Raw genomic sequence first — 23,045 nt, forward strand, 5'->3', positions numbered from 1 at the left:
AGGTTAAATTCGATTCAATTTAAGCGTTTATTAGTGTTCACGTGTATGGTGGAACTGAACATCAGGGTAGCGTTCCATTGATAAGTTTAAATTTACACGGCTAGGTGCAATGTAAGTTAAGTTATCACCACCATCCAGGGCTAAGTTTGCTTCACACTTACGTTTAAACTCAGCCATCTTCTTATCGTCGTCACACGTCACCCAACGGGCTGTTTGTACTGCCACGCTTTCGTAAATTGCATCTACGTTATATTCAGCTTTCAGGCGCGCTACAACCACATCAAACTGAAGCACACCGACCGCACCTACGATTAAGCTGTTATTTTGTAGAGGTCTAAATACCTGTACCGCACCTTCTTCTGACAGCTGCACTAAGCCTTTTAACAACTGCTTTTGCTTAAGTGGATCTTTTAAACGAATGCTGCGGAATAATTCTGGCGCGAAATTTGGTATACCACTGAATTTCAGCTTCTCACCTTGCGTAAACGTATCACCGATTTGGATTGTGCCGTGGTTATGCAAGCCAATGATGTCACCAGCATAAGCCTCTTGAGCACGTTCACGGTCACCCGCCATAAAGGTTACCGCGTCGGAGATGCTGACTTTTTTGCCAATACGTACATGGTCCATCTTCATACCTTGAGTATATTTACCTGATACAATACGCATAAAGGCAATACGGTCACGATGTTTGGGGTCCATATTCGCTTGAATTTTGAATACAAAGCCTGAGAACTTTTCTTCTTCAGCTTTTACTTCACGCTCTTCAGTTTGACGTGGCATTGGCGTTGGCGCCCATTCTGTTAAACCGTCAAGCATATGGTCAACACCAAAGTTACCTAATGCTGTACCAAAGTAAACGGGTGTAAGCTCACCCGATAAAAATAACTCATGATCAAACTCATTTGATGCACCTATTACCAACTCTAGCTCTTCACGGAGCTGCTCGGCTAACTCATCACCGATTTCGGCATCTAGATCTGGATTGTCTAAGCCCTTAATAATGCGTTTTTCTTGGATGGTATGACCTTGACCCGTTGCGTATAAAATCGTTTCATCACGATGAATGTGGTACACGCCTTTAAATTCTTTACCACAGCCGATTGGCCAAGTGATAGGTGCACACATGATATTCAGTTCTGTTTCGACTTCGTCCATCACTTCCATTGGGTCACGGATATCACGGTCAAGTTTGTTCATAAAAGTCACGATTGGCGTGTCACGTAAGCGCGTTACTTCCATTAATTTACGTGTACGATCCTCAACACCTTTTGCAGCATCGATTACCATTAAACACGAGTCCACAGCTGTCAGCGTACGATAAGTATCTTCAGAGAAGTCTTCGTGTCCCGGGGTATCTAGTAGGTTTACCAATGCATCATTATACGGAAACTGCATCACCGAGGTTGTTACCGAGATACCACGCTCTTTTTCCATTTCCATCCAGTCAGATTTTGCGTGCTGGTTTGAACCACGCCCTTTTACCGTACCGGCTTTTTGTAACGCCTTTCCGAATAAAAGAACCTTTTCTGTGATAGTGGTTTTACCCGCATCCGGGTGAGAAATGATGGCAAAAGTACGACGTAGCGATACCTCTTGCTGGATACTGTTATTTGACATTGAAAACTCTACTTTTGGCTTTTCGGAGTGTGATTGCTATTCCAGTACACTCAACTATGAACACACATCCGCATATTGTCTCCGATCCTGACTATTTTAACAACTTATCGGCGTACAATTTACGGATAATGTATATTGCTCTGACAACGAATCATGCTGTTCCCCTTCCACCGAAAATATATTTGACCTTAATCTCGACATACAAGGCCTAAACTAAAGCGCAAAATTTTTCTTTGATTATTCTCTAAGCTTCTATTTTAACAGCTTCTTTTAAGAAACATTGCCACTATACAATTGCAGACAAGTTGATAGGATATGTAAAAAATAAAACTAAAATAAACATACCATGACTAACAAGTTGTTTTCCATTCCAAAACCGAACCCCAATGCGACGCTGCGCTTATTTTGTTTTCCTTACGCTGGTGGCGCCCCAAGCATATTCATGTCTTGGCTAAATGGCTTACCTGCTCACATTGAACTGGTCGCTGTGCAGCTACCTGGGCGCGGTTCCCGATTAATGGAACCTGCGCATAATACGATGGGCGCAATTCTTGATGAGCTTTTGTCACATCAAACATTTATCACTCAGAAACCAGCCGTGTTTTTTGGCCATAGTTTGGGAAGTCGTGTTGCCTATGAACTCGCATATCAATTACAAAAAACCAATCAAAAAACCCCATTAAAACTGATTGCATCGGGAAGCCGAGCACCACATTTGCCAAACAGCAAACCAGCATTTTATCACTTGCCTCATGATGAATTTATTGAGGAGCTCAAGTCGCTAAATGGTACGCCAAAAGAAATACTCGAAAATGTGGAGTTAATGGAGTTATTTTTACCCTTATTACGTGCTGACTTTGAAGTCGCAGACCTATATCAAGCACATCCTCATGCTTTACCAATACCCATTGATGTGCTGTTTGGCACGGATGACGTCGATGTCAAACCGGAACAAATTGATGCATGGCAAAGCTTATCTGGCCTGCCAATATCTAAACACTCATTTAATGGCAACCACTTCTTTATTAATTCATGTAGTGATGAAGTGAAGGGTAAAGTTTTTCAACTCATTAGCTCCCTGTAACTAGGCCCAGTTAGAGAATTCTTCACCTTAACGTATGCTGGGTTTGTAACACCCAGCAAAACTCATCTCTCCCATAGTCCCGTCTCTTTGTAATACAAAACTGCAAAAAATATACATTGACAGTCGTAGACATAGGAACATATGAACGATTATCATTAACGACCGAACGTTTATCGTTTGTCAGCGATAAAATCGATTACTTGCAAATTGTGTAACTCAAGGTAAGTAAACGCCTTCCGATGGCGCATCAAGGGAATCATAAACATGAAAAAAGCAATTGCTTTAGGTGTATTTGCACTCGTACTTGTCGGCTGCAAAAGTTTAGTTGAGAAAGGACACAACCTTTATGAGGCTGGTATGTATACACAATCAGCAGAGTACTACGAACAAGCCCTCACTGAAGATCCACACAATTTAGAAGCGCAAAAAGGGCTTGCGTTAGCCCGCAATAAAATACTCGATAAAGGCCTTATCGATGTTCGCATGCTACGACTTGGGGGCAACCAAACTGGTGCAACATTAAAGCTGGAGTCATTGTTCAGAAGTCAAATTGATTGGCAAATTGAACCATTTGGCGCTATCGCCAACACCCAAAGCGAAGAACTTAGTTATGCATCTCAATGGTTACAACAACAAGCAAAACTACTCTCACAGTCTCAATATCCCGATAAGTTTAGATACTTTGAACACAACTACGCATTCTTAATTAGTAACGCACAACTCGGCCAACTTATTGCGAACTATCGCGCCGCATTGCAGCAAAAAGCGCATTCACAGTGCATGCTGATGGCATCGCAAGCGACTGAACAGCGCTTTTATTTACGACAATTCACAGAAAAATACTGTATGTCTTGGTCATTGCCGCAAAACTTCCAAACAGTAACTCAAGACCCAACGCGCTACTCGAGTATTCGGTTAGCTCCTGATTTCACTGTGAAGCTTCACCAAACAAGTCGTCAGGCAAACACGCTTAATACCGCATCTTTGGAGTTTAAACAGATCTTTCGAGAAAGTTTATGGTATAGCCCTGTAGGCCAACAAACTTTTCAGTTAAACCTCAAAGCCGAACTTGAGCATAGCCGCAATGCCAAACTCGTTAATCGGCAAAAACACTATACGATTGTGGAAGAGCGTATAAACCCTCAAAATCCCAAAGACAAGCTAGATGTTGAAGTCAAAAAAGCATATAACTACCCTGTTACTGAATTTACCGAACAATTCAGTATCGACGCCGTTTATAAAGGGGTAATTGCTAAACAACACATTGAATTTAAAGTGGATGATAGCCAAACTCACTATACTCAAAGCCACCATGCAGACTTTCCTCAGTTGGGTATCTCTCCCATGCAAGCCACTTTTTTAGATGTAGATACAAGGTTAGATAAACAAATGCATTCTCTGCAGAATCACTTCAAATCGCAACTTGAGCGCGTTTGGAGGGAAACTCACTGCAATGGTTTGATTGGCGCACAACACGGCGAGTATATTTTGCGTTGTGGTAAAATTGCGCCACACAATGAATTTGTAAATAGCTGGTTTAAAAAGCAGTTTGGCTTGGCTTATAACGAAATGGCCGCACTTTACGCCCTTTAATCCCCTGCCTCATTGGCAATGCAATAAGGCTTACTTATTGCTTTGCCTGCTGCGTAAAATGGGTTTGGCGCCCCCTTTCCAAGTATTCGCCACACTACAAGCTTTAATAACATCGTAGCCACGATACGTTTATGCGACCATGGGCCTTTGACTTCATTCGGAATTGGTTGATTCGCAAACTTACAAAATACACTGCCCTTGATCGGCCCGACAGTTTTTTCCAAGTCCTCAACTATGCAGGTGCTGATAAACCCAACCAACGGCCATTTAGCATTAATCGTGTTGCCTATTGGTGCATTGCAGCAACTGGCATACCAACGATGGACACCCTTGGCTGTGATTTTCATGCACTTGAGATGCTCTTGTCCTGAGGTGATAGACACTTGCGAAGCACTTACTTGAAAGACATCTGTACCACCATAGGAATTCAGTGACTTTTCGTGCCCAAGATGATTCACAAAAGCTTGGCAATCATCACAATAGCACACAACTCGATTTCTAAAAAAAGCCCCCTGACTAGCCACCTTGCCAGTAACAGCACCACAATCACATTGAAAATTCAGAAACTCAGTCATGTTACTTTCCTCGCCAGCATGCTATCAGTGTAAGAATGAATCATTCAAAACAGCTTTCATGCTAACGCGAGCCTGCTTTATAAAGCAATAAAATCTCCACAACTCTTGGCCTAAACCTAGCTTCATGCTAGTTTTCTGCAAAACAAAATTAAATGGGAAATTACTATGCCAAAGGCCAGTGAAATAAAAAAGCACGCCGCGATTGAATACAATGGTCGCGTTATGATTATTCGTGATATCGAGCGCTCTGTCCCGCAGGGTCGTGCCGGCGGAAGCTTATATCGTATGCGTATGTATGATGTTGTTAATGGAGGCAAGGTAGACGAAACCTTCAAAGCAGAAGAAATGTTAAAGTTGGCAGATTTAACTCGCCGCCCTGCGATGTTTTCATACGTCGATGGTGAAGAGTATGTATTTATGGATGAGGAAGACTACACACCTTATCACCTAAACAAAGAAGCCATCTCTGAGCAAGTGTTGTTCATCAATGAAGACACTAAAGGGTTACTGGTAGTTGTTGTTGAAGGCACACCGGTTTCCATCGATTTACCATCGAGTGTTGAACTCGTCATTGAAGAAACAGCACCTTCTATCAAAGGCGCTTCTGCAAGTGCACGCACAAAACCTGCCACCTTAACCACAGGTTTGATAGTGCAAGTGCCAGAACACATTTCTACAGGCGACAAAATCAAGATCAACACCACAGAAGTCAAATTTATGAGCCGTGCAGACAGCTAGTCATAATTGAAAGCCGACCTAGTCGGCTTTTTTAATCACCCCATGGCTTTCAATCTCATTCCTTTCACTGATAATTCTCCGCTGATTTATTAAACACTTTGCATTCTGGCCGACTTGTGATAACAATAAATGGAACGTTCCAACAAATAACAACAAGTGACATAATGGGAGTTAGTCATGAAAAAATACGTATTGTGCGCGATTGCTCTGGCTGTTCAATCGACAGCAATCCAGGCACATTCAGGACACACACATCAACACATCAGCAATGAACAAGTTAACTGGCAGGCTCACAACGCTTACAAAAAAGGTCAGCGAGTGCTCTTTGAGGGGGCGTTATATCGCGCCAACTGGTGGACTCAAGGCGATCTGCCAAGCCAGAACAAATCAGGCGCTTGGCAGCTGCTCCAATTTGTGAATGATAATACAGCGGTTACCCCACCTTGGTTGGGCACACAAATTTATACCAAAGGCGATACAGTTGCGTACAAAGGTGAACTATTTCAAGCACGTTGGTGGAGCCAAAATGACAAACCAGGGGCCAGCCAAGTGTGGGAAAAAATGCCGCACGATAAACAGAACGATCCAATTTCATTACAAAGCCTAATAAGCAGCCAAATTGAACTCACCGAGCAACAAGCTGATTCACCAGCAGGTGAAGGGCTAAGTAATGCTTTCGATGGCGATCCACGTACTAAATACGTTACTTTAAAGCCTCAAGGGTGGATTCAAATATCCCTGCCACAAGCTAAGCAAATATCTCAATACCAATTTACTTCAGCCAATGATGCGCCGGGTCGTGACCCTCATAACTGGACTCTGCTCGGTTCAAACGACAATGAGAACTGGATTACATTGGACAATCGAAATAGTGAGCTCTTTACTAAGCGATTTGAACAAAAGACTTTCCAAATTCAAACAGATCAAGCTTTTAAACACTATCGCTTTGAGTTGATTCACAAGGGCACTGATAATTGGGGGTATGATCTACTACAAATTGCAGAAATAGATTTATTTGGTGAAACACAGCTTCCCATCGCACATATCTCCAGTGACACAGATACCGTATTTATTGATACGCCCATCACGTTTAAAGACGCAAGCTTGAATACACCAAATAGTTTTGAGTGGCAGTTTGAACAGGGTACGCCTATAACAAGCCTCGCACAAAACCCACAAGTGGTATTTAAAACTCCAGGCATAAAAGAAGTTAAGCTCGCCACATATAATTGGCATGGCAAAAGTGAAACCACCTCGCACACAGTCAAAGTGGTAGACCCACAAAATCCTTGGCAAGGTTTCAGTTACCCTGAAATAAAGTTCGCACACGAAGATACAGAGAGTGAAGGCTATAAGCGTATTCACCGCCTCTTTCCTGATTTGGAAAAAACCATTAATGACGTTACATTGCAGGTTAATCAATTCCTCTACAAACACTATGGAGAATCTCCAGAATTTGACTCTGTAACTTTCAGTTTAAAGTGGATGGATACACTGGCTTATCGTGCAGGTTCAGGTCGTAACATGGAGATCGCTTTTAGTACTAAGTACATAACTGAGTCTTTGGCCAATGCAAGCGATGAAGAAGTAGTTTATGAGCTACTTGGCGTATTTTGGCATGAGCTTGTGCATGGATATCAGCACTTTCCAACAGGTGCCATGCAAGATGGTGGCGAAGTACATGCCATTATTGAGGGTATTGCTGATCTAGTTAGGATCCGAGCGGGCTTTCATGCTACGCGCAAACCAACACCTGCGAGAAACTGGCTTGGGGGTTATACCAATACAGGTTTCTTCCTTTCATGGATCCAAGACAATTACGACTCAGATTTTACTTACAAAATTAACCAAATGGTACTAACGAGCCAACGTGAAGGTTGGGAATGGACACTCAGAGAAGCTCTGAAACGCATACTAAACCAAGATATTGATGCCCTGTGGCAAAAGTACCAAGCAACTTTAGGTGCAGCTCCTGAAGCGCCGCCTGTGCCCGAAAACCAGCTAAGTTTAGTCACTCTAGGTGGGGAAGCCAGCACTACACAACCACCCGTAGACCCAATTTATGCCGTTGAGAATGCATTTGATGGTGACCGCTTTACCAAGTATCTAACCATTCATCCACATACCGAGATTTCATTTTCGGGTTATGGCGCAGGACAGCTAAAAGGATATCGCTTAACCGCTGGTGATAACCAGCCGAGCAGAGACCCGAGTAGCTGGACCTTATCCGCTTCTCCTGACGGTACTCAGTGGCAAGTAGTAGACACTCAGTCTAATCAAGTATTTAACCGTCGTTTAGAAACTCGTGAATTTGACCTAAGTTTGGATACGGCTTACCGCTACTTTAAATTTAGTTTTACCAATAGCGGTCCTCAAGATAACGGCCAAGATGTGTTTCAAATTGCAGACATTGATTTGCTGATAGACAAAGCCAGTGCCACACTACCCGATGAACTTGAGAACTTTGCGCTGGCAGGCGGTATCATCAGTGCTGAACATGCGGGTTTCAGCCAATGGGGAGAAGGGTTTGAAAGTGCATTTGATGGCAACCTAAGTAATAAGTACGTCGCCCTTACTGACAGTGGCTGGCTGCAATTTATAGCACCTGATCAGTACGTGCTGCGCGCTTATAGCATCACCAGCGGCAACGATGCACCAGAGCGCGATCCCGCAACTTGGCAGTTGCATGGCTCTAATGATGGAATTCACTGGCATACATTGGATACGCGCAGCGAAAACAGTTTTGAGGGCCGCAATCAAACCAAGTTATTTCGCATCGATAATCAAACGCCTTACAGCCATTATCGATTTGACCTTACCCATACAGCTACTGATGCCAATGGCAATAACCTATTACAACTCGCTGAAATAGAGCTGTTTAGGGCTTTATAAGCACCTCCAATTGAAGCAAAGTGTGTCCACATTTTGCTTCAACTCTCGTTTTTATTGCGCTTTTTATCCTAGTTATGCTGCGCCCAATCAGTACTTATTTGGTAGTCCATTTTTCATCGTGTACAATTGCTGTACAGCGCAAAAACTTGAGAAATTCAGCGAGCCATCATATGATCTGTGTTTGGACTTTTAACGGATAGTATTTCGGGCTAATACAGGCAAATATGGATATCAGGATAGATGAAAACCAGTAAGCTCAGTATCAGATTACTGTGGTATATCACTCCACTGGTGATTCTTCCTCTTTTATTTTTGGGGGGGTTTACACTCACTAATGTAACCAGTTCTACCCAAAAACAAGCAAAGTTGATTGTCAGCCGTTTTGTTGAACAACAGCAACAAAAAATGTTCAACTATATGGAAATCTATCAGTCCACGACAAAACTACTGTCTACCTCTCCTGTACTGAGTGACTTTTTACTAACAGCGCCAGATGAAAGCCATACAAAAACCAAAAGGCTAGGTGCTTTAATGGATGTCTTCGCTAGTTATAGTGAGGCTTATCCTGACATTATCAGCATAAACCTCGTTGATTCACAGGGTGTTAGTACCGCATTTTATTCTAGCAACTTGAGCTTTGCGCCCGAACAATACCCTTTTTTCGATCAAGTTATTAAAAGTAATTTGCGCCAGCAACAATACATGCTACCTGCCAAAGAAGGAGGAACGCAGCTGTATTTCGTACAGCAAATTTACAGCGTAAACTTCCATCTTAAGCGGCCTCAACGGCAGGGTTATATTATTGTACAAGTGGCGCCGTCAATCATATCGAGTAGTATCTTAGAAGCCCCTTATGACAACACTCTAAATTTGCTTGTCTCAGGTCAAGGGGAAGTATTATTCTCCTCAGATGGGCACTTCTCTCAAACCTACTTAAGCGATCAGGAAATGGCACAGATCAGCTCACTCGCTGATCGTGGAAAGCTTGATTCGATTGTACTTCCCTCTGTCGACGAGTTGAAGCGAATGACCTACAGTGCCCAATTAAGTGGTGGCTATTACTATATTTCCACTATTCCGAAAAGTATTTTGTATCAATCAGGTAAAGCCATCAGTTTGATTACTGCCTTGATTGTTATTTTGTCTGTTGTCACTTTGCCCGTTTTGATTTTTATTGTTGTTCGCAACCTGTTACTCACTCCAATTGAGTTACTCGGTGAAGCAAGTCACCGCGTTGGTGATGGCGATCTATCGGTTTATCTGCCCGCTCATGAAGATGATGAAGTCGGCACCTTATTCGATGACTTCAATCACATGGTGAAGCAGATCCGAGATTTCCAAGGCGAGCTAGAAGACTATAAGTTGCACCTTGAGGAAAAAGTAGAAAACCGTACGCGTGCTTTGGAGGAAATGAATCAGCAGCTTGAAGTGGCTATTACAGAGGCAGAACAAGCCAACCAGCTTAAGAGCCGCTTTTTGGCTAATATGAGCCATGAGATACGTACACCATTAACTGCCATTATGGGGTTCACCGAGCAACTTTTACACAACCCTCAAGCTAAAAATGCTGAACTTCACCTAGACACAATTTTGCGCAATTCAAAACACTTGTTGGAGCTCATCAATAACATCCTTGACCTTTCAAAAATTGAAGCTGAAAAACTGGAAGTTGAGCAAAATGAAATTGAGTTTTTACCCCTACTCAAAGATGTTGAATCAATTATTTTGCCGATGGCAGAAGAAAAACAGCTCGACTTTATGCTTGACTATAATTTCCCACTACCAAAAGTATTAAATAGCGATGAAACAAGACTCAAGCAGATTTTGCTCAATATTGCGAGCAATGCCGTCAAGTTTACAGAGCAAGGCAGTATCATTATTGGTGTAGATTTCAAAGCCGGACCTGATCACTTTATTTTTGTCATAAAGGACACAGGTATTGGCATGTCCGAAAGTGAAATGGAGCGAGTCTTTAAACCATTCGAACAGGCAGATACCACAACTACCAGACGCTTTGGCGGAACCGGTTTAGGTTTATGTATCTCCAAGAATCTTGCCCAATTGCTCGGTGGTGACGTTGAGGTAACCAGCGAGCAAGGCAATGGCAGTATCTTTTCAATTAGCATCGCGGCAAATCATCAAACAGAAAACATTGAGTGGATCGATTGCGACTCATATATTCACAACCAAGTTAGCAGTACCCAAGAGCTTGCAGAGAAGCAACTCGAAGCCAATATTCTTTTGGCTGAAGACAACAAAGATAACCAAGAACTGATTTCTCTGTTACTAAATACTTGGGGGCTAGTTCCTGATATTGCTAACAATGGTGCCGAGGCGGTTGAAATGTCCTTAGTAAATGACTATGACCTCATCCTGATGGATATGCAAATGCCTGTGATGGGTGGCTTAGAGGCCACTGAGATGCTGAGACACGCAGCTTATGATGGGCCAATTGTGGCGCTAACAGCCAATATTATGAAAAATGACATTGATAATTATCTGGCCGCGGGATGTGATGCAACGCTTGGTAAGCCTATTGATAGGGAAAAACTAGGTGCTGTATTGCTTGAGTTTTTACAAGTGGACAATGATAACCTTTCTAAATGGAATAATTTGCTAGAAAGTGAAAAGTTCCTGCAGATTAGTCAAAACTACCTTGAAAAACTACCTGAGCAAATGACACTTGTGGAGTCTTTATATAGCGAGCAAGACTGGGAATCACTACGAGCATTAGCACATAGCCTTAAAGGCAGTGCAGGCTGCTTTGGTTTTACTAACATTCACAGTGCCGCTGGTGAGCTAGAGAATAGCCTCAGAGACAATAACAAAGCTCAGTGGCAATATGCGACCTTGAACCTAGTACAGGCCATCAAGTACACCCTAAATAACGAAGAGGTGCAACTACAAGCTGTGCGATAACTTAATCGGCTTACTCAATAAACTGTAGGCCCATTAGGATCGCATCTTCTTTACCATCTACAGTAGGGTAATAATTTTTGCGTCTCCCCATAAAAGTTAGCCCCATTTTCTCATACAAGGCAATAGCGGGCACATTTGAAGCACGTACCTCTAAAAACAGGTTTTCAGCTTGCTCTTCAATACAGCGTTTTATCAAGGACTCCATTAATAACACAGCCAGCCCCTGCCCTTGCTGCTGCGGATGAACGCATATGTTCATTAAAGTGTAATCAGGGCCTGCTCGCTCAGCTATGTAATAACCAATTAATTTACCGCCATGAGTAAGAGATGCGTTAAAGTAGCGCCCACCAATACATGACGCCAAGGTCTTTTCACTCCACGGGTGTGGGTGACTCGCAATCTCTACAGCCATAATGTCAGAGATTTTATGCTGACACAGCATATCGCTATCAGGAACTAGCATCGTAAATTACTCGCCATAATTGTTTCTTTTGTTCTGCTGTTAACTGTGCACTAGGCAAGTACAAGCTAGATTCTGCCAACAGAGCCTGCTCTCCTTGCACAAACTCTAAGACTTCTTTACCTGCGGCAAGTAAAATATCCTGCTTTAATTGCGGTGATAAAGTCAGTGGAGTTGATGGTATTTCTACCTGATGTTCATCACTAGAAACGCTGGCTTTTGAATATTGTGCTTTGAGTTTAAGTGGTGTTACACCGAGCAATTGAGCATGAATTGGATGCATGATAAAAACACTTTTTTAATGAGTCTAAATGTAAGTGATAAAAGATTCAATGAAGTGCAAGAAGTTTGAAGTGGCAGGGGCGGCAGGACTCGAACCCGCAACCATCGGTTTTGGAGACCGCTGTTCTACCAATTGGAACTACGCCCCTGCAATGTCGACGCATTATAATGAGCTTTAGCAAAAGGTAAAGAGAAAAAATGCTTTTTTTTGTCTGTTTGCACTTTTTATAAACAAAAAGGCGAATATTTATTATATTCGCCTTTTTTTCATTCAATTAGCTCAAGCTAACTTTGATTATTCCCACTCGATAGTCGCAGGTGGTTTACCTGAGATATCGTAAACAACGCGAGAAATTCCATCAATTTCATTAATGATACGGTTTGAAACAAGACCTAAGAAGTCATACGGTAGATGAGACCAACGCGCGGTCATGAAGTCGATTGTTTCTACACAACGTAATGATACAACCCAGTCGTACTTACGTGCATCACCCATTACGCCTACAGATTTAACCGGAAGGAATACAGTGAATGCTTGAGATACTTTGTGGTAAATGTCTGCTTTATGAAGCTCTTCAATGAAGATAGCATCGGCACGACGAAGTAAATCACAGTATTCTTTCTTGATTTCACCCAGTACACGTACACCTAAACCTGGACCTGGGAATGGGTGACGGTAAAGCATGTCGTAAGGTAAACCTAACTCAAGGCCAATCTTACGTACTTCATCTTTAAACAGCTCGCGAAGTGGTTCTACTAGACCCATTTCCATATCGTCAGGCAGACCACCTACGTTATGGTGAGACTTGATCACGTGCGCCTTACCTGTTTTAGATGCCGCTGACTCGATTACGTCTGGGTAAATTGTACCTTGCGCTAACCATTTAGCATTTTTCAACTTTTTAGATTCAGCGTCGAATACGTCAATAAACGTATGACCAATGGCTTTACGCTTATCTTCAGGATCTGAAAGACCAGCTAGGTCATTTAGGAACTGCTCTTCAGCATCTACTTTGATGATATTCAGACCGAACTTATCACCAAACATTTCCATTACTTGCTGACCTTCGTTTAAACGAAGTAAGCCGTTATCAACAAATACACACGTTAACTTCTTACCAATCGCACGATGGATAAGCATAGCCACAACAGATGAATCAACACCACCAGATAGACCTAGGATAACTTCATCATCGCCAACTTTCTCTTTGATACGCTCAACCGCATCCTCAATGATCTGCGAAGGAGTCCAAAGCTTTTCACAACCACAGATATCAATCGCAAAACGCTCTAGTAAGCGCGTACCTTGCTGTGTATGTGTTACCTCTGGGTGGAACTGTACGCCGTAAAAACGTTTTTCTTCCCAAGACATCGCCGCGTGTGGGCAGGTATCAGTTTTTGCGCTTGTGACAAATGTATCAGGGATCTCAACGACTTTATCACCGTGGCTCATCCATACATCAAGTTGACCAATGCCATCTTCGATGTGATCTTCAATCGCTTCGAATAGTGCACAGTTACCCACTTTTTCAACTTTCGCGTAGCCAAACTCTTTTTTATCAGAACTATGTACTTTACCGCCTAACTGCATTGCCATTGTTTGCATGCCGTAACACACGCCAAGGACAGGTACACCCGCTTCAAATACATATTCCGGTGCACGTGGGCTGTTTTCTTCTGTTGTCGACTCTGGACCACCAGACAGGATGATACCCTGAGGATTGAATTCACGGATCTGCTCTTCCGTTACATCCCAAGCCCAAAGTTCACAGTAAACGCCAATCTCACGTACACGACGTGCGATCAACTGCGTGTATTGAGAACCGAAGTCTAAGATCAATATACGGGAATCATGGATGTCTTTGCTCATTGATAATCTCGTTAGTTAGGAAACGATAAAATTAGTAAAGCACAGCTAACCTGCTTTACCAGAATTAAAAAGGGCTAGCAGCTGCTAGCCCTGAAATTTGCGGGCTCAACACGCGTTGGCCGGCTTAACCTAAGCGATAGTTAGGCGCTTCTTTAGTGATCTGTACGTCGTGAACGTGAGACTCGCCCATGCCTGCTGATGTTACACGAACAAACTCAGGCTTAACGTTTAGTTCAGCAATTGTTGCACATCCAGTAAGACCCATTGCACTGCGAATACCACCAATTTGCTGGTGAATAATAGCGGCAATTGGACCTTTGTATGCAACGCGACCTTCAATACCTTCAGGCACAAGCTTGTCTGCTTGATTGCTCTTCTGGAAGTAGCGGTCTGATGAACCGTCTTTTTGATTCATTGCACCCAATGAACCCATACCACGGTATGACTTGTAATAACGACCTTGATAAAGCTCAACTTCACCCGGTGATTCTTCAGTACCAGCTAGCATTGAACCAACCATCACACAAGATGCACCAGCAACAAGTGCTTTTACAATATCGCCAGAGAATCGGATACCACCGTCAGCAATAACTGGAATATCACGATCTTTCAGTGCTTCAACAGCATCTGAAATTGCCGTGATTTGGGGTACACCACAACCAGTTACGATACGTGTCGTACAAATTGAACCTGGGCCAATACCCACTTTAACGGCATCTGCACCAGCATCAGCAAGTGCCAATGCACCTGCACCAGTTGCCACATTACCCGCTACAATTTGTAGCTCAGGGTAAGCTGCACGCGTTTCTTTTACGCGCTCAATTACACCTTGAGAGTGACCGTGTGAAGTATCGATAAGTAAAATATCCACACCAGCTTCAACCAATGCAGCGATACGCTCATCTGTTCCAGCGCCAACACCTACAGCAGCACCTACACGAAGACGACCTTGCGCATCTTTACATGCGTTCGGTTTCTCTTGCGCTTTTTGGTAATCTTTAACAGTGATCATACCTTTCAGTGCAAACGCATCATCAACCACTAAGATTTTTTCAATGCGATGCTCGTGCATAAGGCCAAGAATCTCTTCACGACCAGCGCCTTCTTTGACAGTCACAAGGTCTGCTTTTTTAGTCATAACCGAAGAAACAGGCTTGTCTAGCTGTGTTTCAAAACGCATGTCACGGCTAGTCACGATACCTTCTAGCTGGTTATCTGCACCAACTACAGGGAAACCCGAAAAGCCTTTTTCGTCTGCAAGTGCGATAGTTTCTGCAATTGTTTTGTCCGCTGTTACTGTAACAGGGAAGGTAACAATACCAGCTTCGTACGTTTTAACTTTACGTACGTTATCTGCTTGCTCTTCGATGGTCATGTTTTTGTGGATAAAGCCAATGCCGCCTTCTTGCGCCAGGGCAATCGCTAAGCGCGCTTCTGTGACTGTGTCCATTGACGCAGAAACAAGTGGCAGGTTAAGCTCGATATTACGCGTCAGACGTGTTTTTAAACTCGCCGTGTGCGGTAGAACAGTTGAATGAGCGGGTACTAGTAGTACGTCGTCAAAAGTAAGGGCTTCTTTTGCAATTCTTAGCATGTGTGCGGCTTCTCTCAAGTGAATTCTGAGTATAAGGAATTGCGTGCGCATTTTATCAGCGTTCCTTATGCGAGTAAACAAAATTTAGCAAAAAATATGGTAAAGTGTCTGTGAATTTTTTATGGAGCTAGGTATGTCATTGCCACAAAACAACAAAGTTTATACTGTTTCGCGTCTTAATCGTGAAATCCGCAGTTTATTAGAGCAAGGCTTTGCATCACTTGAATTGACCGGTGAAATATCAAACTTTGTCGCCCCTGCATCTGGACATTGGTATTTTTCGTTGAAAGACGAAAAAGCACAGGTCAAAGCTGCAATGTGGCGAGGCAATAACCGTTACTGTAAATATCGCCCAGAGAATGGTGCACAAGTACAGGTAAAAGCGCGTGTCTCAGTGTACGAACCTCGCGGTGACTATCAGCTTATCGTAGAACATATGGCACCGGCTGGTGAAGGGCTGCTCAAACAAAAATTTGAAGCGCTACAAATGCAGTTGGCTGCTGAAGGCCTCTTTGCAAGCCATCACAAAAAGCCTCTACCGCAAACTATCAATCGCGTCGGTGTCGTAACTTCTGCAACAGGCGCAGCTATCAAAGATATCCTTTCCGTGCTTAAACGCCGCGCACCACAATTAGAAGTGCTTATTTACCCTTCACTTGTACAAGGGCAAGACGCCGCAGCGCAAGTCGCAGAAAAGATTACTCTGGCAAATAAGCGCAATGAAGTAGATGTATTAATCGTTGGTCGTGGTGGTGGCTCGCTGGAAGATTTATGGTGCTTTAACGAGGAAGTGGTGGCTCGAGCTATATATGCCAGTGATCTGCCAGTTATCAGTGCCGTTGGTCATGAGATAGATACCACTATCAGTGATTATGTTGCCGACATTCGCGCCGCCACACCTTCAGCCGCAGCAGAATTAGTCAGCCCCGATAGCAGCGAATTGATTACTTATTTAAAAGATAGAAAACAGAGGCTCATTCAAGCATTCAATCGTAAAATGCTCAACGAGCAACAACATATTGCAAGATTGCAACAGCGCTTAGGGTTACAACACCCACAAAGTCAGTTAATGCAACAGGCGCAGCGTGTAGATGAGTTGCAACAAAGATTGGCCCGCGCCATTGAGTATCGACAGCACAGACATCACAATGGCGTAAATGTGCTTCATCAAAGGCTGTTGCAATTCCACCCAGAAAAGCGACTCAATCTTGCTAAGTCCAAACTTGAACAACTAGACGTAGCATTAAAAAACAGCATGGAAAGTCATCATCAAAAGCGTCAAAATCGCCTTGCATTATTAGCCGCCAAGCTAGATAGCGTTAGCCCTCTTGCTGTGCTTTCACGTGGCTACAGCATCACACAAACCAATCAAGGTGTTTTAAACTCGGTCACGGAAGCCAAACAGGGACAGGTCATCACTACACAGCTCAGTGACGGCCAAATTCACTCAACAGTGACGAGCATCGAGCAAAAGTAGTACATAGGCTAATACACTGGCTTGAGCTCACCACTGCGCTTTAAGCTCAAATGAACTTGCATTGAGGGACCATTCTGTACCGCAGTAATGGTCTTAAACTGGCGCATCCAAGGCATTTTTATTAATGCATTGTGGACATGTTGCCAATGTTTATTGCCATCCTCGCGCTGAATCGCCTGAAAATTCAATTGGCAAACATCTTCTTTGCACTGTGCCACAGGCATACTCACGAGATCTTGTAATGCGGATACGTAAAGAAAATCCGCAGCCTGAATTTCTACTTCAGAGGCCCACACTTCATCACGCTGTTGATGCTCAAAAATACTTTGCAGTTGCTTTGCCACATTACCGGTTGCTTTAGCACGCAGTGTTTGTTGCTGTAACTGTGCTATTTGCACTCGCAATTGCTCGTTTTCCTGTTCGAGTGCTAACAACATATCATCGCCAGAAGTCAGCTCATCGCCATCTATGTGTGCTTGAGTATCATGTGGAGCGCTCAGTTCAGACGCATTAAAATTATCGTCTAAACGTGCTTGGGTCATCTGATTATTAGTGTCTTTAAAATCAGCAGGGGGTTCTTTGAATGGTTGATGGTGGTAGCTATGTGTAACTACCACTCCAAGGCAAAAGGCGCCGATTATTAAGCATAACTGGCGAAACATAAGTTAGGCCCTGTCTAGGTTAAAGCATCGCACTAGTATGAGAGTCGTTGATACGGCTGATAGTATCATCTAAAAAGTTCTGGTCCATGCTTTCTGCTGGGCATGGGCAATTCGGCTTGCCAACTACCTTGGCAGGAATACCCACAACTGTAGTATGTGGCGCAACGGCTTTCAATACAACTGAACCAGCGCCGATTCGAGCCCCTTCTCCCACTTCAATGTTGCCTAAAACTTTCGCGCCAGCACCGATTAATACGCCAGCTCTGATTTTCGGGTGGCGGTCTCCTTGTTCGTTACCTGTACCGCCTAAAGTGACTGATTGTAATATTGAAACGTTATCTTCGATAACAGCGGTTTCACCAATGACTATACCAGTCGCATGGTCAAGCATAATACCATGACCGACTTTACAAGCAGGATGGATGTCAACACCAAATACCTCAGAGGTGCGGCTTTGTATGAAGCGGGCGAGCTCTTTGCGTTGTTGTCGCCACAAACAGTAAGCGAGACGGTGTGCTTGTAATGCATGGAAACCCTTTAGATTTAGTATCACGTTAAGATAACTATCGGCAGCAGGGTCTCGATCTTTAACAGCTTTTATATCATGCGCTACATGGGTCAACATGCGGTCACAATCAACAAACGCCTGATCAAACAACTCCCGAATGGTAAAAGCAGACACCACGGCGTCTGACAGCTTATTCGCCACAATAAAACTTAACGCTGCGCCTAAACAATCATGATTCAATACACTAGAATACACGTGACTCGCCAACAGTGGCTCTCGCTTAACCAGTTCTTGTGCTTCATCTCTAAGTTGCTGCCAAATTTCGTGTCTCATAATTACCACATGCTTATCGTTTACGATCTAGAAGTTATATTAACGTGCATCCTCTCTCAAGCGCACTAATGTCAGGTAATTTTATCGTTATTAATTATAACCTAAGGTTCCTATAATGGTGTATTTCTAAGCATAAACCAAGTCTTTGGCTACAAAATAAAGACAGGAATGCACCGAAAGATAAGTGCAATAGGGTACATTAGGCATGGGAAAGAAGCAGCGCCTCACTAAAGGAGGCGCTCGTAAATATCAGAAGTGATTACTGAAATAAGTCGTCAGCTTTGACTACTTCAATATTTTTAGCAGGCACTGACAGTTTGTAGCTTTCTACAATTTTATCCTCATCCAACAATGCCTGAGGCTTGCTCACATTGTATTTTAATGGCGAGGTTTGCTCATTAGCCAAACGTTGTTTCATGTCTTCACCATCCCCAGTAACAAACACATAGTGCATATTCTGTGTTTGTAGGTTTTCGCGGATAACCCGGTTTACGTCTTCCAAACTCAGTGATGCCAGTTGAGAACGCACTAGGTTTACAAACTCGTCAGTATTATAGAATTGACTGTCTAGTGCATAGCCTAACTGCCTATCTTGGCTGGCAACAAGCTGCGGCACATAGTTATTTAAGAAATTGCGTGTTGCTTCAAAATCTTTCTCTGTCATACCCTGTTTAATCAGCTTATCCAGTTCATAGACTGCTACGCGCGTCGCAAAGTGCGCATCATTATTTGAACGCAGTGGACGTAACCAAACCTGGAAAATCTGCTCTGAGCGGCCTAAGTTGGCATCAGGCATAGTTTGGAACATACCGCGAGGAAAATACTCAATGTACGCGTAGTCACCATAGTTCATACCGCGAGTTTGACGAATACGGTCAAACAAGAACGCACCTGAGTTACGGTGTTCACCAAAGTACGAACGCACCAACCACAATGCCGTCCAGTCTTTACTACTGCGGATCGTATCAATTGGGAAGCCAAAAGAAACAGCAGTTGATTTCGCACTTTTTTCCACAACAGTTGCGTGGATACCTTCCAATTTAGGCGCATCATCTACCACTAGGCGCTTTTGTTCGCCTTTAGGTAGCTTAGTCAAATCTTCAATCAGCTTTGTCTTTAGCTCAGTATTAAGTGCACCAGTTAGTCCTAGGTTTAATCTTGCTTGGGTAAATTGACTCGCATAAAAATCTTTTACATCTTGTAGCGTTAGAGCTTCTAAATCCGATAAATCACCTAGGTTCAAACTCTCATAGGCGTGGCCTTGATAAAGTTTGTGATAAAGAACTTCCTTACCCAGTTCTTCGTCATTCGATGATTTAAGCCCTGATTTAATACCATCAATCATCTCTTTCTTTAGACGATTAAAGTCATCTTCTCTAAAGCCTGGGTTTAGTAATTGCTCTCCCACCAAAGCATACCATTGCTCAGCGTTATCTTTATGGACGCGACCACGCAATGAAATCATCTCTTTATCTACCTGATGAGACAAACTGCCAGCTAGCGGGTAAAGAGCTTTTTGGATTTCTTTGTACGACTTAGTTGCACTTCCTCCCTTTGCCAACATTGCCGCTGTTAATGCCGCTACGCCTTTTTTGCCTTCAGGGTCCGCCGCAGCGCCACTGTAGAATAACCAGTTAACGTCCACCAGCGGGGAATTTGATGTCTTATCAAGTACAGTGAAGTGCTGTTGTGCAGGCTTGTTCATTTCGGCTGTCAGCTCATCAAGACCGACTTCTTTTTCAAAGCCTTCAATGGTATCAAGGGCCGACATCGTTACCGTATTACGACCACTATCAACAAAATATTGATTTGCAATCTCACGAATATCTTCTGGCGTAATAGTACCTGCCGTCGCAAACATCTGATTGATTACTTCTGGGTCACGTTCAAAATGAACATAGCTTGCGAGTGTTGAAGCAATGGCTTTTGAAGAGTCCATGCTATTTGCGAAGCTGTAACGTTGGTTTGATTTAAGTGCAGCTAGCTTCTCGGCATCAACCAACTCGGTACGTGCTGTCGCGTATGTGTGATTTACAGCATCACGCACAGTTACCAAGTCTTTTTCATCTTCAACTTTTACAAAGACATGCAATAAGCCTGGGTCTTTCGTCTCTGCATTGTAGGTAATAAGTTGTGTCGCTATTTGCTTATCAACTACTAGCTCTTGATAAAGTTTTGAGTTTTCAGAAAAATACAGCTCTGAAATCAAATCAACCGCAGCACGATCTTTTTTATTTGGCTCCCACGCAGGACCTTTATATGAAACTAGCAACCAATGACCAGGCTGGCCTTCATTGACCACATGCTTATACTTCGCATCGTTTTGCTTTGGTTCTACTGGGATGTCTGCTTGGTAATCACCGCGCTTCCACTCACCCCAATGTTTTTTAACCATTTCTACCGTTGCTTTTGGCTCTACATCACCCACGATGATGATTGTTGCATACTCTGGCTTGTAGAAACGCTCAAAGAACAGATCAGCGTAGGCCATCTGATCTGGCATCGCTTCGATGTCTTCAAAGAACCCCATCGTTGTATGTTTATATGTATGCTCGCTAAACGCATTGTCACGAACCGCACTCAGTAATTTTCGCAGTGGGTTAGCGTTGTTTTTCAGGTATTCACCTTTTACCGTGAGTGCTTCAGTACGGAATTGTTCCTCACTAAAATGTAAGTTTTGGAAAATATCGGCCTGAATTTCTAATACTTTGTCTAAATGCTCTTTAGAAAAGCTGAGATAATAATTGGTGTAGTCATTAGTCGTGTATGCGCGGTTATCTACACCTGAGTTTTTGATGATGTCTTTATACACCTGTTCAGGATATTTCTTTGATCCTTTAAACATCATATGCTCGAAGAAATGCGCGAAGCCTGTTTTTCCCTCTTCCACTTCATTTCGTGAACCCACAGATACAGGTATCTGCAACGACACAACATCCGGATAATCGGTTTTAACTACCATGACTCGCAAGCCATTGTCTAGTTCTTCCAATACGTAGTCGTGGGAAAAAGCCTTGTTATTTGCTTGCTGAGTTGCGGCGTTCCCCTGTTGAACTGATAAAGATGTTGCATTATTAGATGCACAACCAGCCAGTGCCAACGTCACTGCTAGACTGGTCGCTAAAAGCTTAAATTTCATATGTGTCCCTAGTCTTTCTCTTGATGTTTTTATATGCACGCATTTGTGTGAGCGCTTGTCAGTGACCCAATTATGCATTAAAGGCTGAATAAATCTGCACTATCACGACAAAAATTCAAAAAAATCTTCGAGCACCAAGTATTGAAAAACTAAGCGAAAAGTCACCTTACCCACCACCCAACATGAAAGAAATTCAAGTTAATTGAGTTTCTTTCATTAATAAAGATCTATCTAGACGTCTAAATGGCTGCTATATTTACATCATAAACTACGAATTGGCAGGAATGAGGACCATGGCATTATCACTGCAAGAGAAAATCTTAGACCCAAATCAAGGGGTATATTTAATCGGGACCACACCGCCAAAGCTAGGAACTGATAAAGAACAAGTGCAAACCATTGCATCTAAGCTATTGAATAGATTGCATGAAATAGAATATGACGGCGTTGTCATCTACGACATTCAAGATGAAAGCAGTCGTACAGAGATACCTCGCCCATTCCCATTTAAGCAAACTGTTGATCCATGTGAATACAGCCAAGTTGTTAGTCAGCTTTCTAAGCTAGACGTGATCACCTACAAAAGTGTGGCACAAAGAGATCGTGGCGAATTCACTCAATGGTTGCACAAAACAAAACAAGATTTTGGTTTAAATAACCTTGTACTAGTTGGTAGCCCCTCATCTAAAGGGGACATAAAGCTGGGTCTTCCAGAAGCTTATCAAACGCTTGAAACACATCAGGATGAATTTTTTCTCGGTGGTGTCACAATTGCCGAACGCCATGCAAGCAAACGTAATGAACATGAGCGCTTAATCGACAAAACGGCTCAAGGGTGTGAATTTTTTATTTCTCAAGCTGTATATGATGCACAAGCAACTATCGACTTACTGACAAGCTATGCTCGCACATGTCGTCAGCAAGGTATCGAACCAAAACGTATTATTTTAACCTTTACCCCATGTGGTGGAGAAAAAACGCTTGAGTTTATGCAGTGGTTGGGTATTTCAGTGCCTGAAGCAACTAAATGGCGGATGCTTGACGCTGAAAACACACTAAAAGAGTCTATTAAAATATGTCGTGAAAACTTAGATCTCATTTTGAGAAGCTGCGCACAACTTGATGTGCCACTTGGATTAAATATCGAAAGTTTGACAAACCGAAAAGAAGAAATCGACGCGTCTATCAGTTTGTACCGTCTGCTAAAAGCGATTATGGAACTGCAATTAGCGGAAAAACAAATCGCATAGCCAATAGCTGACAAAAATTCGTAGTAAAAAGCCCCGTTTAAGGGGCTTT

General features: G+C 43.0%; 16 protein-coding genes and 1 tRNA gene. 7 read left to right on the plus strand and 10 right to left on the minus strand.

What is annotated here, in order from left to right; genetic code table 11:
- Positions 1-30 precede the first annotated feature (30 nt).
- Complete coding sequence (gene prfC / locus N475_RS09945) at positions 31-1,620, minus strand: peptide chain release factor 3 (RefSeq protein ID WP_063355724.1); 1,590 nt, start codon at positions 1,618-1,620, stop codon at positions 31-33.
- Positions 1,621-1,966: 346 nt separating this feature from the next.
- Here prfC and N475_RS09950 point away from each other — a divergent pair, with 346 nt between their 5' ends.
- Both N475_RS09950 and N475_RS09955 read left to right on the plus strand, forming a co-directional pair.
- Positions 1,967-2,704, plus strand: a complete 738-nt coding sequence (locus N475_RS09950) for a thioesterase II family protein (RefSeq protein WP_063365182.1) — start codon at positions 1,967-1,969, stop codon at positions 2,702-2,704.
- Between the two features lie 264 nt (positions 2,705-2,968).
- Positions 2,969-4,297, plus strand: a complete 1,329-nt coding sequence (locus N475_RS09955) for a tetratricopeptide repeat protein (protein WP_063365183.1) — start codon at positions 2,969-2,971, stop codon at positions 4,295-4,297.
- Here N475_RS09955 and N475_RS09960 read toward each other — a convergent pair.
- The gene (locus N475_RS09960) at positions 4,294-4,872 is read right to left on the minus strand and encodes a DUF6151 family protein (protein WP_063365184.1); all 579 of its coding nucleotides are present in this window, start codon (positions 4,870-4,872) and stop codon (positions 4,294-4,296) included. The two genes, N475_RS09955 and N475_RS09960, sit on opposite strands and share 4 nt — an antisense overlap.
- 165 nt (positions 4,873-5,037) lie before the next feature.
- Here N475_RS09960 and efpL point away from each other — a divergent pair, with 165 nt between their 5' ends.
- From efpL to N475_RS09975, 3 genes are all read left to right on the plus strand, one after another.
- Positions 5,038-5,610: an elongation factor P-like protein EfpL gene (gene efpL, locus N475_RS09965; protein ID WP_063355728.1), complete on the plus strand. Its 573-nt coding sequence runs from the start codon at positions 5,038-5,040 to the stop codon at positions 5,608-5,610.
- A 177-nt stretch (positions 5,611-5,787) separates the two neighbouring features.
- The gene (locus tag N475_RS09970) at positions 5,788-8,502 is read left to right on the plus strand and encodes a basic secretory protein-like protein (RefSeq protein ID WP_063355729.1); all 2,715 of its coding nucleotides are present in this window, start codon (positions 5,788-5,790) and stop codon (positions 8,500-8,502) included.
- A 240-nt stretch (positions 8,503-8,742) separates the two neighbouring features.
- Positions 8,743-11,421, plus strand: a complete 2,679-nt coding sequence (locus N475_RS09975) for an ATP-binding protein (RefSeq protein ID WP_063355730.1) — start codon at positions 8,743-8,745, stop codon at positions 11,419-11,421.
- A 10-nt stretch (positions 11,422-11,431) separates the two neighbouring features.
- Here N475_RS09975 and rimI read toward each other — a convergent pair whose 3' ends face one another.
- The 5 genes from rimI to guaB all read right to left on the minus strand — a co-directional run bounded on the left by rimI (position 11,432) and on the right by guaB (position 15,627).
- Positions 11,432-11,884, minus strand: a complete 453-nt coding sequence (gene rimI, locus N475_RS09980; RefSeq protein WP_063355731.1) for a ribosomal protein S18-alanine N-acetyltransferase — start codon at positions 11,882-11,884, stop codon at positions 11,432-11,434.
- Positions 11,871-12,164: a hypothetical protein gene (locus tag N475_RS09985; RefSeq protein WP_063355732.1), complete on the minus strand. Its 294-nt coding sequence runs from the start codon at positions 12,162-12,164 to the stop codon at positions 11,871-11,873. Before N475_RS09985 ends, rimI begins: the two co-directional genes overlap by 14 nt.
- 71 nt (positions 12,165-12,235) lie before the next feature.
- A tRNA-Trp gene (locus tag N475_RS09990) sits at positions 12,236-12,312 on the minus strand.
- A gap of 146 nt (positions 12,313-12,458) precedes the next feature.
- The gene (guaA, locus tag N475_RS09995; RefSeq protein WP_063355733.1) at positions 12,459-14,033 is read right to left on the minus strand and encodes a glutamine-hydrolyzing GMP synthase; all 1,575 of its coding nucleotides are present in this window, start codon (positions 14,031-14,033) and stop codon (positions 12,459-12,461) included.
- A gap of 124 nt (positions 14,034-14,157) precedes the next feature.
- Positions 14,158-15,627 (minus strand): IMP dehydrogenase, encoded by a 1,470-nt coding sequence (gene guaB / locus N475_RS10000; protein WP_063355758.1) that lies wholly within the window; start codon positions 15,625-15,627, stop codon positions 14,158-14,160.
- Between the two features lie 133 nt (positions 15,628-15,760).
- On the opposite strand from guaB, the gene xseA reads away from it, so the two are divergent.
- Positions 15,761-17,104, plus strand: a complete 1,344-nt coding sequence (xseA, locus tag N475_RS10005; protein WP_063365185.1) for an exodeoxyribonuclease VII large subunit — start codon at positions 15,761-15,763, stop codon at positions 17,102-17,104.
- Positions 17,105-17,112: 8 nt separating this feature from the next.
- On the opposite strand, the gene N475_RS10010 is transcribed toward xseA, so the two are convergent.
- The 3 genes from N475_RS10010 to N475_RS10020 all read right to left on the minus strand — a co-directional run bounded on the left by N475_RS10010 (position 17,113) and on the right by N475_RS10020 (position 21,746).
- On the minus strand, positions 17,113-17,766 hold the full coding sequence (locus tag N475_RS10010; protein ID WP_063365186.1) for a hypothetical protein: 654 nt from the start codon (positions 17,764-17,766) through the stop codon (positions 17,113-17,115).
- 19 nt (positions 17,767-17,785) lie between these two features.
- Positions 17,786-18,607, minus strand: a complete 822-nt coding sequence (gene cysE / locus N475_RS10015) for a serine O-acetyltransferase (protein ID WP_063355736.1) — start codon at positions 18,605-18,607, stop codon at positions 17,786-17,788.
- Positions 18,608-18,866: 259 nt separating this feature from the next.
- Entirely contained in the window at positions 18,867-21,746 is a 2,880-nt protein-coding gene (locus N475_RS10020) for a M16 family metallopeptidase (RefSeq protein ID WP_063355737.1), read from the minus strand.
- 293 nt (positions 21,747-22,039) lie between these two features.
- On the opposite strand from N475_RS10020, the gene N475_RS10025 reads away from it, so the two are divergent.
- Complete coding sequence (locus tag N475_RS10025; protein WP_063355738.1) at positions 22,040-22,996, plus strand: methylenetetrahydrofolate reductase; 957 nt, start codon at positions 22,040-22,042, stop codon at positions 22,994-22,996.
- Positions 22,997-23,045: the final 49 nt, after the last annotated feature.

Origin of the sequence: Pseudoalteromonas luteoviolacea DSM 6061, assembly GCF_001625655.1 — a bacterium.
In the GTDB taxonomy this organism is placed as follows: Bacteria; Pseudomonadota; Gammaproteobacteria; order Enterobacterales; family Alteromonadaceae; genus Pseudoalteromonas; species Pseudoalteromonas luteoviolacea.